The organism is Okeania sp. SIO3I5 (genome assembly GCF_010672085.1).
GTDB lineage: Bacteria > Cyanobacteriota > Cyanobacteriia > Cyanobacteriales > Microcoleaceae > Trichodesmium.
On the sequence record NZ_JAAHHT010000258.1, the window covers coordinates 1 to 13,103 of the forward strand.

General features: G+C 36.8%; 9 protein-coding genes and 1 pseudogene. 3 read left to right on the forward strand and 7 right to left on the reverse strand.

The window, feature by feature from the left end:
* Positions 1-153, reverse strand: a pseudogene (locus F6K40_RS33895) (glutamyl-tRNA reductase); the annotation flags it as partial.
* An 823-nt stretch (positions 154-976) separates the two neighbouring features.
* Positions 977-2,014: a class II fructose-bisphosphatase gene (gene glpX, locus F6K40_RS33900; RefSeq protein ID WP_293142648.1), complete on the reverse strand. Its 1,038-nt coding sequence runs from the start codon at positions 2,012-2,014 to the stop codon at positions 977-979.
* Between the two features lie 699 nt (positions 2,015-2,713).
* Between glpX and F6K40_RS33905 the strand changes: the two genes are divergently transcribed.
* Positions 2,714-3,997: an LL-diaminopimelate aminotransferase gene (locus tag F6K40_RS33905; RefSeq protein WP_293142651.1), complete on the forward strand. Its 1,284-nt coding sequence runs from the start codon at positions 2,714-2,716 to the stop codon at positions 3,995-3,997.
* 1,164 nt (positions 3,998-5,161) lie between these two features.
* Here the strand turns inward: F6K40_RS33905 and F6K40_RS33910 are convergent.
* From F6K40_RS33910 to radA, 3 genes are all read right to left on the reverse strand, one after another.
* Positions 5,162-5,707, reverse strand: a complete 546-nt coding sequence (locus F6K40_RS33910; protein ID WP_293142653.1) for a DNA-binding protein — start codon at positions 5,705-5,707, stop codon at positions 5,162-5,164.
* A gap of 1,056 nt (positions 5,708-6,763) precedes the next feature.
* Positions 6,764-6,967, reverse strand: coding sequence for a hypothetical protein (locus tag F6K40_RS33915; protein ID WP_293142656.1), 204 nt, complete (start codon positions 6,965-6,967; stop codon positions 6,764-6,766).
* A gap of 4 nt (positions 6,968-6,971) precedes the next feature.
* Complete coding sequence (gene radA, locus F6K40_RS33920; protein ID WP_293142658.1) at positions 6,972-8,552, reverse strand: DNA repair protein RadA; 1,581 nt, start codon at positions 8,550-8,552, stop codon at positions 6,972-6,974.
* 421 nt (positions 8,553-8,973) lie between these two features.
* Here radA and rpaB point away from each other — a divergent pair, with 421 nt between their 5' ends.
* Both rpaB and F6K40_RS33930 read left to right on the forward strand, forming a co-directional pair.
* The gene (gene rpaB / locus F6K40_RS33925; RefSeq protein WP_293142661.1) at positions 8,974-9,705 is read left to right on the forward strand and encodes a response regulator transcription factor RpaB; all 732 of its coding nucleotides are present in this window, start codon (positions 8,974-8,976) and stop codon (positions 9,703-9,705) included.
* A 576-nt stretch (positions 9,706-10,281) separates the two neighbouring features.
* Entirely contained in the window at positions 10,282-10,926 is a 645-nt protein-coding gene (locus F6K40_RS33930) for a cofactor assembly of complex C subunit B (RefSeq protein ID WP_293142664.1), read from the forward strand.
* Positions 10,927-11,206: 280 nt separating this feature from the next.
* Here F6K40_RS33930 and F6K40_RS33935 read toward each other — a convergent pair whose 3' ends face one another.
* Positions 11,207-12,568: a PDDEXK family nuclease gene (locus F6K40_RS33935; RefSeq protein WP_293142667.1), complete on the reverse strand. Its 1,362-nt coding sequence runs from the start codon at positions 12,566-12,568 to the stop codon at positions 11,207-11,209.
* Positions 12,544-13,005 (reverse strand): RNA-guided endonuclease InsQ/TnpB family protein, encoded by a 462-nt coding sequence (locus F6K40_RS33940; RefSeq protein WP_365673743.1) that lies wholly within the window; start codon positions 13,003-13,005, stop codon positions 12,544-12,546. Before F6K40_RS33940 ends, F6K40_RS33935 begins: the two co-directional genes overlap by 25 nt.
* Between the last annotated feature and the right edge of the window lie 98 nt (positions 13,006-13,103).

Genomic DNA, 13,103 nt, shown 5'->3' on the forward strand with positions numbered 1-13,103 from the left:
TTTACAGGTACTAAGAATTCCTACTTCTTGAGTATAAGTTCCACTACACAATTGAGAAATTGCATTTTGTATTTCTGTTTCTGGAATACTTAATTTTTCTCTAACTTCAACTGGAGCTGTTTTATGGCTAAGTCCTATTACTGCGATATTCATATAATTTTTATTTTGTTAATTTTTGTTCTTTTTGATTTAAAGCTCGTCCTTAGAGAATAAACTAGGATAAATTTATATGGTTTTGAAGCTGATTATAACTCAACAAAAATGAGGCAGGTGTTATGGATGGTTAAAATTTTTCCATCTAACTAAAATATTTATAAAATACTTAATTTAAAACCCACCCCAAAAGATTAATAATTTCCTTGAATTATGAAGTCAAAGCATATCAGTTCAGCAAACCCTATCTATTGAACAAATTCTAATTTTTTTTAGGAAGAATTTTCGAGACTGATAGATATAGCTGAACTCAGAAGTCTAAAGTTAAATTCGTAGCACAGACTAAATTTAAGAGGAGATAGAATATCCTAACTACTCTGGCGACTTTTATTGACTTAAACTTATTTGTCTTTCATTTTTTTTGCTGAGTGTTAATAGCTAATAGCTGATAGCTAAAATGCTTAACCAGGAATCAATTTTGACCAAAAAGTTAAGATCAATAGCCTCCTCTTTGAAGGGGATGAAAAAATGTTTGATTCAGTATTTCGAACCTCCTACTGAAGTAGGAGGTACTGATAACTCAATACGGTTTAGATCAGAGTAAAAGTCATAAGGTATGGAACCATTATATGAGCTTTTCAGATTACAGAACTGCAAAAAAATCCTTAACTGAACTGTATTGACTGATATAGCTAAGAAAGAATTGGTTAGGACATGGACTGATGATAAATCTTAGACTAGGAAACACTTTTCCAACTGTTCCCTGTTCCCTGTTCCCTGTTCCCTGCTATAACTGATAACTGAATTTACCCCAATACTATTTTTATTTCAGTTCCAGTACTTTTGATTCTCCAAACATATGCACAGTATCTACGAACCGAGCAGTTTTTGACTGAGAAGAAATAACTAAACTTTGGGTACGAGCACCATGAGGGAAAAAGCGTACTCCTTCCATTAGAGTACCAGGAGTAATACCACAAGCTGCAAATAGCACTGTTTCCCCAGAAGCTAACTCTTCAGCATTGTAAACCTTATCTGGATCTTCGATACCCATATCCTTGAGTCGCTTCATGTTATCTTCCTTGCTTTCTCCAATCAAACCAGTTTTGACAATAGCTGGGTCATAAATCAGTTGTCCTTGGAAATGGCCTCCTAAAGCACGCATCGCTGCTGCGGAAATTACTCCTTCTGGGGCTGCACCAATACCCATCAAAGCATGAATATTTGTACCAGAAAATGCACAGGAAATTGCTGCAGAAACATCACCATCACTAATGAGACGAACTCTGGCACCAGCTTGACGAATTTCATTGATTAAGTCTTTATGACGGGGGCGATCCATGACTACAACCACCAATTCATCAACAGCACGTTCCATGCAGTCTGAAATAATCTTGAGGTTTTCAGTAGCAGATTTGTTTATATCTACATGATTTTTAGCTACTGCTGGTGCAGCTAATTTTTTCATATAGACATCTGGTGCTGCTAATAAACCACCTTTCTCAGAAATAGCTAATACTGCCATAGAACCATTTTGACCATAGGCAACTAGGTTTGTACCCTCGCAAGGGTCAACTGCTATGTCAATCTCGACTAGCTGTTGTATGTCACAGACATCTTTAGCATTAGGCTGAGTACAAATTCCTACTTCTTCGCCAATGTAGAGCATGGGGGCTTCATCTCGCTCCCCTTCTCCAATCACGATGCGGCCTCGCATATGAATTTTGTTCATGCGTTCCCGCATAGCTTCTACGGCTACTTCGTCTGCAGTATTTTTCTCTCCTTTTCCCATCCAACGAGCAGAGGCGATTGCTGCTTGCTCTACTACTTCGATAATTTCTAAACCAATTACGTTATCCATGAATTTTTATTCTCCCAACTGCTGAGGAAAGCTTTTTGATTTTGCTCTCCCAGTGTTAAAGTCTATCAGAGGCGGGGATCGGGTTAGGACTTTGTAGGGGGGAAGTGGATGTAAAGTTTTATTACCTAAGTCAAAAGTCAGTATTCAACCGCTTCGCAGAATTTAAAAGTCAAAAGTTAAACATAGTAAGTCAAAAGTCATATTGATAAATTTCTTAGTTTGACTGCTTTCTCTTTAAAGCTTGTATAGGTTTATTTTTGAGCTAGGGTGAATAATTAGGGTTTGCTGAAAAAGTCTTATGAGTGAGGGGAGGAGTCAGTCCTCAGGAGTCAGGGGTCAGTCCTCAGTCCTCAGGAGTAAGGAGAAATAGGAATTATAGAGGAGGTAGGAGTCAGCATTGTCCCTTAAAATTCCCCCCCCTTATCTGCCCAAAATCCTAACTTTTTGAGCTTTTAGGTCTAAAAAACTTGCAATTTTTTCCGTGCAAAAATGCGCTCAAACTTTATACATCAGTGCTTTTAGATTCTATTGGCCTGCCCTACTTGACTTTGCTGATGCACAACCAGATTAACTATAATATTCAAAATATTCAAAGATTGTTACAACTTTCTTGATTGATTGCTATATATTCTAAATTCTACAATGCCTGAAAATTTACTAATTCTAAATTCTAAATTCTAAATTCTACATTCTTGAAAAATGCAGTTATCAAAACGTTTAGAACCTCTAAGCTTTAATGTCTTTGCTGATATGGATAAGGCTAAGACAAGGGCAAAGGTAGCAGGACAAAATTTGATAGATTTGTCTCTGGGTTCTTCTGACTTACCAGCGTCTCCCCATGCTCTAGAAGCGATCGCCCAATCTCTACAAGATTTTAGTACTCATGGTTATTCTTTATTTTCTAGCACTCAAGCTTTTCGGCAGGCAGCAGCTCAATGGTATAATAATAAATTTTCCATTTCTGTAGATCCGGAAACTGAAGTTTTAGCTTTAATTGGTTCCCAGGAGGGTACAGCTCATTTACCTCTAGCTGTGCTAAATCCTGGGGATTTTGCTTTACTGCAAGACCCTGGTTATCCTTCTCATAGTGGTGGGGTGTATTTGGCAGGAGGTCAAGTTTACCCTATGCCTTTATTGGCAGAGAATAAGTTTTTGCCTGTTCTGGGAGATATTCCTAAATCTGTCTTAGCTCAGGCAAAGATGATGGTTTTGAGTTATCCCCATAATCCCACAACGGCCATCGCTCCTTTATCTTTTCTCCAAGAGACTGTGGCTTTTTGCCAAAAACATAATTTGGTCTTGGTTCACGATGCTCCTTATGTAGATTTCATTTTTGACACATTTTCTGAAGCTCCAAAAGCAGAGAATTGGGAATTAGGAGTTGGCAGTAGGGATAATGTTAGTGGGGATTTAACTATAGAGGATGGAGTATTAAACCAAAAGCAGGATAAACAGCCTCTGGCTCCTTCCATTTTTCAAGCTGACCCAGAAAAAACTGTCTCTATAGAATTTTTTACCATGTCTAAGTCCTATAGTATGGGAGGTTTTCGTGTAGGTTATGCCATTGGTAATCCTCAATTAATTCAAGCTTTACGACAAGTTAAAGCTTGTATTGACTTTAATCAGTATCGGGGCATTCTCAATGGAGCGATCGCTGCTTTAACTGGCCCCCAAGAAGTAATTAGAGAAACTGTAGACATTTTTTGCCAACGACGGGACATTTTTGTTGGAGCATTGGATAATATTGGTTGGCCTGTGCCAATACCATCAGCCACTATGTATGTTTGGGCAAAGTTACCAGAATTATATGCTCAGAATTCTGTGGGTTTCTGTGTGGATCTAGTGGAAAGTACGGGGGTAGCGGTTGCCCCAGGGGCAGGTTTTGGTAAGGCGGGAGAGGGGTATGTGAGGTTTGCTTTGGTTCATAAACCGGAGATTTTGTCAACGGCTGTAAAGAAAATTTCTCTGTTTTTACAGGGATAGTTTAGTGAATTATAGCGCTACGCCCAGGGAGCCGTTAGATTGGCGACGTACAGAAATCAGAAGTAGTTCTTGAGTGAGTTTGATCATTTATAAATGTCCGCGCCCTATTTTGATAGTGCTATATGTCGTTATCATTGGGGCAGGTTCATTTGATTGAGTTCTAATACTATTAAACCCACGTTCCGCACGTCAATTTCTAGTATTAAAAGTAATATAAAAATTGAGGACTTGGTAAGTATTTATACTGTGTAAATCTGATTGATTGACCATTCTCATTAGTCAAATAATCAGAAAAATATTAAGTATAAATACTTCGTGGAGCCACAAAGTTAACTAATATAGCGCTAGGGAATAGGGAATAGGGAATAGCGGTGCGACCCCGCGTCGCCGTAAAGCTGCGCGACATGTTTGCGGAGCATTCCCTATAAGAAAAAGCAAAGCTCCTCTGCAAGAGGCTAGGCGCAAGCGGTCAGACCCCGCGTCGGCGATAGGCGCAAGCGGTGCGACTCCGCGACGACGTTAGCGTTAGCGTTAGCGCAGCTCCTCTGTAAGAGGAAGCTCCTCTGTAAGAGGAAGCTCCTCTGTAAGAGGAAGCTCCTCTGCAAGAGGCAAGTCGCAAGCGGTCAGACCCCGCGCCGCCGATAGGCGCAAGGGAATGCTGACCAAGAGAGGGAATGCGCACTCCTATGAGGGAATGCTGACCAAGAGAGGGAACGCGCACTCCTGTGAGGAAATAGTAAACTGTCAAAGGGTTTCAAGATTTAGGAATGTCAAATGCCTTAATGGGTAGCGCTATATCATTCGCTAATGACTACTGTACGGACGTTGCATGCAACGTCCCTACGACTACTGACTACTTGGTATTTATGCTACATTTTGTCGTGCAGATGTAGGATGCAATATCGCATCTACAGCGGTTTAGCCTGAAGTGTGTAGGCAGTTGAGTGTGAAATTATTGAAGTAAGGTAGAAACAAGTAATGAGCGTATCTTCTACTGACTACTAACTACTGACTACTGACTACTGACTACTAGATTGATAGTGAGGTTGTTTAACCGGATTTGATCTGATTTATATGGCCACCTGTGAGAGCTGGACAGCTCAGAAGTCAGAATTAATCCCTGACTAAGTTTGAGCATTTATCTGTAAACGGTTTGAGATTTAATCAACAAATCCTAATTAATTCCTCAATACTTTTCTTGTTAATTTTCCACATTTCCTCTTCTTCCCAAACCCATTTACTATCAACCCGCTGCACCGTACCATCAAAATTAAAGACAGTTACCGTTGCTAAAGTCTCAATCCACACAGTCGCTCCACAACTATGAGGCTGATCCGGTCGATAAACAATCCGACAAGGACCATTAATCTCCACTTCGTGACCTTTAGCTAAAATCTTAGAGCCACGTTGGGCAGAAAATACATATTCGTCTTGTGCTTGAGGATCAATCTTTTTGAGCTTCCGATTTTTATCTATATTAGGTCGATTAAAATGAAGGGTATTTTGACCGCAATGGCGCTTTTGAGACCAATTGGGTTCGGGACCGCGTTTTTTACCAGAGATTCTTGGTCTTCCTTCGTAGAGAGGAATCCCCCAAGTTCGACCATTAATTTTCCGAGCGCCTTGAATCCGACCTTCTTTCAGTAAAACTCGGACTCGTTGAGTAGAAATATTCAATAAAGAAGCGGCTTCAGTTGTACCGACAAACATAAGATTTAATTATATATTTTACTATTGCGTATAGCAGAATAATACCAAATAATACAAAAATTACAAAGCCATACATTTGGGTGCTTCAGATAAAAAAAATTTCCCTAGTCTAGGGTTACCTGAAAAAGTATGAGTAGTAGTAGGACGAGTCAGGAGGAATTTAGAGAAGGTAGTGGGAAAATTTATCCCTTAATTTTTCTGCCATAGTCAGCCCAAAATCCTAACTTTTTGGTCCTCAAGCTTAAAAAGTTACACTTTTTTCGGTCCTTAAAGGCTAAAACCTTTATCTATCAATGCTTTTATATTTAATCAGCAAGCCCTAGTGCCGATACGCGGAATTCAAAATTAAAAATTAAAAGTTCATGCATTATTGCTTAGTAAAGCTTAAGGCAAGCATGTAACTGGTCAGTTATTTCTGCCATCCTGCCCTAGTCTATTTTTCCAGAGAGAATATTCTTAGCAAGACTCAACAAGGCATATCTCAATGCTCATTTTTTTTAAGACAGGACTTACGCAGAGACATTACATACAGCATTCAAAAACTATAACTTTCAACCTATCCCACTATTCTAAAAATGCTTATTTACTTAAGTAAAACTTTCCTGAAAAGCTGCATTTTTCGTTTTTATCTTTAAGAATATTTGGGCTTTTCAGCAAAAATATTATTAGTGGAATAGGTTTTTATCAACAAATACAGTTCAGTTAAGGATTTAAGGAAGAAGGAAGAAGGAAAAAGGGATAAGGAAAGTAGAAGATTCTTATAGATAAATACAGTTCAATTAAATATTTTTTTGTGCAGTTATGTAATATCAATAACTATTATAATAATTCCATACCTTATAAGTTTTGGTGTTATATTAACATTATTGCCTCATAAATAGTAGGTTATTTATATTATTTTCGTTCCTTTTTACGCTGAAAAAAGTGTAACTTTTTAGGTTATTTAGGTTGATAAAGTTAGTATTTTGGGCAGACTATGACAGAAAAATAACTTCTTAAATTCTTCCAACTAGCTGCTCTATAATTCTCATTTCTCCTGAATCCTACCTTTACCATTCATACTTTTTCAGCAAACCCTAATTGATTGAACGGAGGTTTAACAAAAAAATTCTCGGTTATCGTACATAGTAATGGCGAAGATATGTATTTTTGAATTTCTTCCCACACCTCCCACACCTCCCACACCTCCCACCCTTCCCACATCTCCCAGACCTCCCAGACCTCCCACACTCTCTCTACTATTACTATCACCACCACCAAATCTTTAATTCCCCATAGTTGGAGGTTGCGCCGGAATAGAAGCAATAATCGCATCTATGACCTTAGCGATTGGCAAAATACGCATTCCTAAATCTGGCGGTTGCTGACCTTTGGGAATAATTGCCTTTTTAAAACCTAACTTGGCAGCTTCCCTTAATCTCAACTCCAACTGAGACACTGGTCGAACTTGCCCACCCAAACCTACCTCTCCCAGCAAAACTGTTCGAGGGTCAACTACCCGATCGCGAAAACTAGCCACTACAGCAATAGCTACTCCTAAATCTGCTGCGGGTTCTTCCACACTTAAACCTCCCACGGTCGCCACATAAGTATCCAATTTTGATAAAGGAATGCCTACCCGTTTTTCCAAGACTGCCAAAATCTGTTGTAACCTACTACTATCAATTCCAGTAGTAGAACGTCGGGGAGAACCATGACTTGCCGGACTTACTAAAGCTTGAATTTCTACAACTATGGGGCGAGTACCTTCCATCGAAACAACCGTAGAAGTTCCTGAAGAATATTCATCTCTACTTCCGAGAAATAATTCTGATGGATTTAATATTTCTTTTAAACCATTAGCCACCATTTCAAACACTCCAATTTCGTGAGTAGCACCAAAGCGATTTTTCATAGAGCGCAACAAACGGTGGGAGGCAAAGCGATCGCCTTCAAAATATAAAACTGTATCTACCAAATGTTCTAATACACGAGGACCTGCTAAAGCACCATCTTTAGTTACATGACCGACTATTAATAAAGTAATATTTTCCCTTTTTGCCACTTGCATCAAAGCGGAAGTACATTCCCGAACTTGAGCAACCGAACCTGGAGCGGAAGTTAAAGAAGCAAAATAGATAGTCTGAATACTATCAATTACTGCTAGATATGGTTTGAGAGATTCCAACTCTCTCAAAATTACCTCTAAATCTGTTTCTGGTAATAAAAATAAATTTTCCTGAGAATTTGTAGCAGAATCTTCTATAGATTCAGAATTGCCATTTTTTTCTTGATTTTCATTTGCAGATAAATCCTCATCCATCTCAACATTTAAAAAATTATCCTTATCCTCCACTTCTACTTCATTATCCTTATCCTCTTCTGATACTTCATTGAAATTGACAATTAAACGTTGGGAACGTAACTTCACTTGTTGTCCAGATTCTTCCGCCGACACATATAAAACCCGACATCTACTAGACAACTGATTAGCCACCTGTAACAAAAGAGTAGACTTACCAATACCAGGTTCTCCACCAATTAATACCAAGGAACCAGGAACAATTCCACCACCAAGCACTCTGTCTAACTCTTCAAACCCAGAAGGCATTCTGGACAAAGTTTGGTCAGAAATCTGGGATAATAAAAAAGATGCCCTTGGCTGACCAGAAGAATCATCCCCTTCAGATGCTTGAGAACCAATACCAATATCAGTCAGCCCTAATCTTTGTAGAGCATTTGTAGTTGATTGTTCTATCTCCTCTTTTAGAGAATTCCAAGTATTACAGCCAGGACATTTGCCCAAAAATTGTGGGGACTCATACCCACATTCCGTACAAACATATTTTGTTTTCTGTTTTGGCATTTCTTAAAACAAGCTAATATTCACCAGCAAATATAAAAAAAAATCAAGTTTAGGCGTTGCTCAACCAAGGGATGAATCTTTTTACTTCCTCTTTCTCTAAAACTATAATTCCAATGAGCAAATAAAAATAAAATATATATAATTCCTCCCATACTCCCCACACTCCCTACACCCACTAATTCATCCCCTACTCTATGCAACGCCAAAGTTTAACTAATTTTTAGCTTAGGAGTAGTACAGCTAAAAAAGAATTGGTTAGGACATAGACTAGATGATGAATCTTAACTAGGAAATGTTTTTCCCACTGTTCCCGGCTCCCTGTTCCTTGCTATAAAAAATGGTAATTTCTATTGTCCTGTTTGATGATAGAGTTAAAAAAATTAATATAATCATAAAGCTTAGTTAAGGAGATTTAAGAAAAGTGGAAAATAATAAAGAAAAAATATTAGTTGTTGATGATGAGGCAAGTATCCGTCGCATTTTAGAAACTCGACTGTCAATGATTGGCTATGATGTTGTTACCGCTGCTGATGGGGAAGAAGCTTTAGAGACTTTTCACAAAACAGAGCCAGATTTGGTGGTATTAGATGTGATGATGCCTAAATTAGATGGTTATGGTGTCTGTCAAGAGTTACGGAAAGAGTCAGATATTCCCATAATTATGCTAACTGCTTTGGGAGATGTTGCAGATAGAATTACAGGTTTAGAGTTAGGTGCTGATGATTATGTGGTAAAGCCTTTTTCTCCAAAAGAATTAGAAGCAAGAATTCGTTCTGTATTACGCCGGGTGGATAAAGATGGGAGTAATGGTATTCCTAGTTCTGGTGTTATTCAAGTCAGCACTATTAGAATTGATACTAATAAACGTCAGGTTTATAAAGGAGATGAAAGGATTAGACTTACTGGTATGGAGTTCAGTTTGTTGGAGTTATTGGTAAGTCGTTCTGGAGAGCCTTTTTCCCGTTCTGAAATTTTGCAGGAAGTTTGGGGTTATACTCCAGAGCGTCATGTGGATACGCGAGTAGTTGATGTTCATATTTCTCGGCTTAGGGCTAAGTTGGAAGAAGATCCAAGTAATCCAGAATTAATTTTAACTGCACGAGGCACTGGTTATTTATTTCAACGGATTATTGAACGTGATGAAGTTGGTTAAAATGTTATAGAGGGAGTAGGGAAGTATGGGGAGTGTGGGGTACAAAAAAGCACGTTTTTCTTGAAATTTTATACTGGATAAAAGTCTACTCATCCCTTTGTTAAAAACTTACCCCTACCCTAAGATAGGGAATAGGGAGAAAGAATTGATGAATAAGAGTACGATAATTGATTTGATTTTTTATTATTGGAGATATAGCAATCCTCGTATTGGTTGTAACAATTTTTATAGTAGTTAATTTGAGCTAAAAACTTTTAAAATTCTGACTCCTGACTTATGACTTCTGACTCCTGACTCCTATCAGAGCTACTTAGGGTTTGCTGATTAAATATTAAAGCTTTTCAAGCTGCTTGCTTTCAGCCTTTTTAGGTACCCTCAAAAATGCCAGCTTTTAGGTCTTGAAAGTTCAAAAATTTAGGATTTTAGGCTAACGGGAAGCCGAAAAATTAAGGGATGATTTTTCCAACGACCTTCTCTATAACTCCCTCCAACTCTTGACTCTTAACTACTCCCTACTCCCTGTCTTCACCATTAGACTTTTTCAGCAAGCCCTACTTATAACTGATCACTAAAAATATGACTCAATCTGACCCAAACAAAGTATTACGAAGACTCCCTATAATAGTAGGAGGATTAGGTGGAACTTTACTAATGATTAATCGATTTTTCACCCCTAATCTTTTAGCTTCCCAAGCTCGTTCCGATGTCGTAGGAGTAATTTTAAGTGCTTTGTTGATTTTGACTGGTTTACTTTGGCAACAAATACAACCACGCTCTCCTGATACTGTTAAATTAATTGGTGAATTAGGATTTGAACTATTGCCTGAATTATCAGAGATAGCTAAAAATGAACTTGCTTGGGCTTCTAGTTTATTGTTAACTAATACAGTTACTAAAACTGTTATTATCTGGTATCAAGGCAAAATCTTATTAAGAAGAGGAATTTTACCATCTGAATCACAAATCAAACCAGGAGCTATTTTAAAGCGAGTTTTGGATAAACAAAAACCTATTTATTTAGTAGATTTAAAAGTTTATCCAGGTCGTATTGAGTTTAATTATTTGCCAGAAAATACTCAAGGTGTAATTTGTCAACCTCTTGGCAATAATGGTGTGATGATTTTAGGTGCAAATGCACCTCGCAGTTACACTAAACAAGATGAAAATTGGATTTCAGGAATAGCAGACAAATTAATAGATACCCTTTCCAAAAAATTATAGCGCTGTCCTCACAAAACAGGGAATGATTTAGAAAGCTAAATCAAGCATTCTTATCTGATTTTGTGTGGAAAATATTCTGAAATGACTAATTTTTGTACTACTTTTAATATGACAATTTGATGGGTAGAATGTGAGCTTAAGTATTCAGAAATAGACTTTTTTTTACTAATTTATGATCCCCTATCAATTTTTGATTTTGTATACTTAAGGCCATTATTTACAAAAAAAGACTCAATTTTATTTAGTCAACTAAACAATACAATACTGAGTTAAATTACTTTTACTTAATCCTATAATTCCAAGTTTTGATAGCCAAATCAATATACCAACCCAAATATGTAGGAGTTTGTGTTTTATATGACTCCCACCAAGCTCTATCTTCATCATTAATAGTTTCTGGAGTCACACCTTTTAAGACATACATTAGTAACCAGAATGTCGGATTATTTTGATAGGAATTAACGATCTGTTTTAATCCCTTTTTAGACTTTTTATTAGATGTTTGGACTACTCTTTTCCATTCCTCTAATTTAGCTAGGTCTTGAGTGTAACGAAAAGTCACGTTAGCTAAATATAAATTTGCTCTACTCCATTTTAATGTGCCATCTCTATTATAAGCAGCTACTTCTGAATTAATATCAGGTGTATTTTTACTATTCAAAGTTTCTTTAGTTGAGACTAACCACTCAACAATAGAATCATTAGATAAAGGATTACTAGAACTTTTTAAAACCAATCCAAATCTTGCTACTGGTTGATCAGACTTTGTGTGTACAAATGTTGGCAACCACAGAAATAAACATACATCTTTTCCAGAAGTATTAGTAATTTCTGCTAACTTTTTATGATTTTTTCCTGCACCTGTTCCATACAATACTTTTTTATAGCTCGTCGTAACCATTTCTTTAATTTTTGGTTGACCAATTAATAGATTTCGTAAAGCTAGAAAATCTTTCTTGTATTTTTGATCGAGTCTCGAATAAAATTCCCAAGCAAAAGTCGGTAAACTTTTACTATAAGATTCAGAGTTTAAAATTTTTCCTGGCAAGCCAAATATAGGATAAGGAATATCATAAATTTTTCCTGAAAGATTAAATTGAGCAATCTCTTGATTCTCTTCAATATCAATACTAAACTCCCACAAACAAAAATCATTCTCAAACTTAGAAGCTTCCTTATCTGTATAATTATCCTCGTGAAAAGTAGGAGCGATCGCTATTAATTTCACAGGTAACGAATAATCTATTTGTTCTGTAAAAGGCTTCTCTATAAGTAAAGCTTTCCTATACCGAGTAAGCTGAGATATTAAACCTCTATCCTCTTCATTTTTTAACTCAATTATCACAGGTTGTTTAACCAACTTAGTAGAGCATAGTAAATCGCATCTTTGCGTATTAATAGTATGCTGACGTTTAATCAAAACTAAGTCTGGAAAAATTTGGTTAAAATTTTCTTCTATATAATTTTCCAAATCTTCTTCAGACTGAAATTTAATTTTGTCATTGATCAAGACTAAATTACGAGTAGATTTTGCTACCTTCTCATCCTGTTTTTTCTCAGCTTCCGTTAAATGCGTGAAGTTCTCTCCCGTTAAATCGGAGATTATAACGGGAGCTTCTAAAGCAGGGATAATTGAATCCAAGTCTCAGAAGTTTCTTGTCTCACAGGCTGACCAGTGTCTAAGCCTCCACAAGCAGGCAAGATGATACCCACCTCGCATAATGCTTTATTCAGTATGTTTCGTGCTGCATTCTCATCTCTATCTAGAACTGTTCCACATTTAGGACAAGAATGGGTTCTGACTGATAAAGTTTTAGGTACTTTATGACCACAATTACTACAATTTTGTGATGTATTATGAGGATTAACTTTAACTACATGAACACCGCGTTTTACCGCTACTGTATTCAATTTTTCAAGAAAAGTTCCCCAGGCTACATCATAAATTGATTTTGATAATTTGTTATTTCTGGCTAAACCTTTAATGTTAAGGTTTTCAACTGCAATTAAATCATATTCTTTAACTAATTTATGAGCAGTTTTATAATGAAAATCTTCTCTTTGCCTAGCAATATGTATTCAATGAATAATTAATAATGAATAATTAATAATGAAAGAAGGAATATAATAATTAATAATAATTAATAATTATTAATTATTAGAAGTTTATTGAGTTA

Coding starts and splice junctions, on each gene's coding strand:
- glpX (WP_293142648.1), bottom strand. CDS start 2,014: ATGGATAACGTAATTGGTTTAGAAATTATCGAAGTAGTAGAGCAAGCA.
- F6K40_RS33905 (WP_293142651.1), top strand. CDS start 2,714: ATGCAGTTATCAAAACGTTTAGAACCTCTAAGCTTTAATGTCTTTGCT.
- F6K40_RS33910 (WP_293142653.1), bottom strand. CDS start 5,707: ATGTTTGTCGGTACAACTGAAGCCGCTTCTTTATTGAATATTTCTACT.
- radA (WP_293142658.1), bottom strand. CDS start 8,552: ATGCCAAAACAGAAAACAAAATATGTTTGTACGGAATGTGGGTATGAG.
- F6K40_RS33930 (WP_293142664.1), top strand. CDS start 10,282: ATGACTCAATCTGACCCAAACAAAGTATTACGAAGACTCCCTATAATA.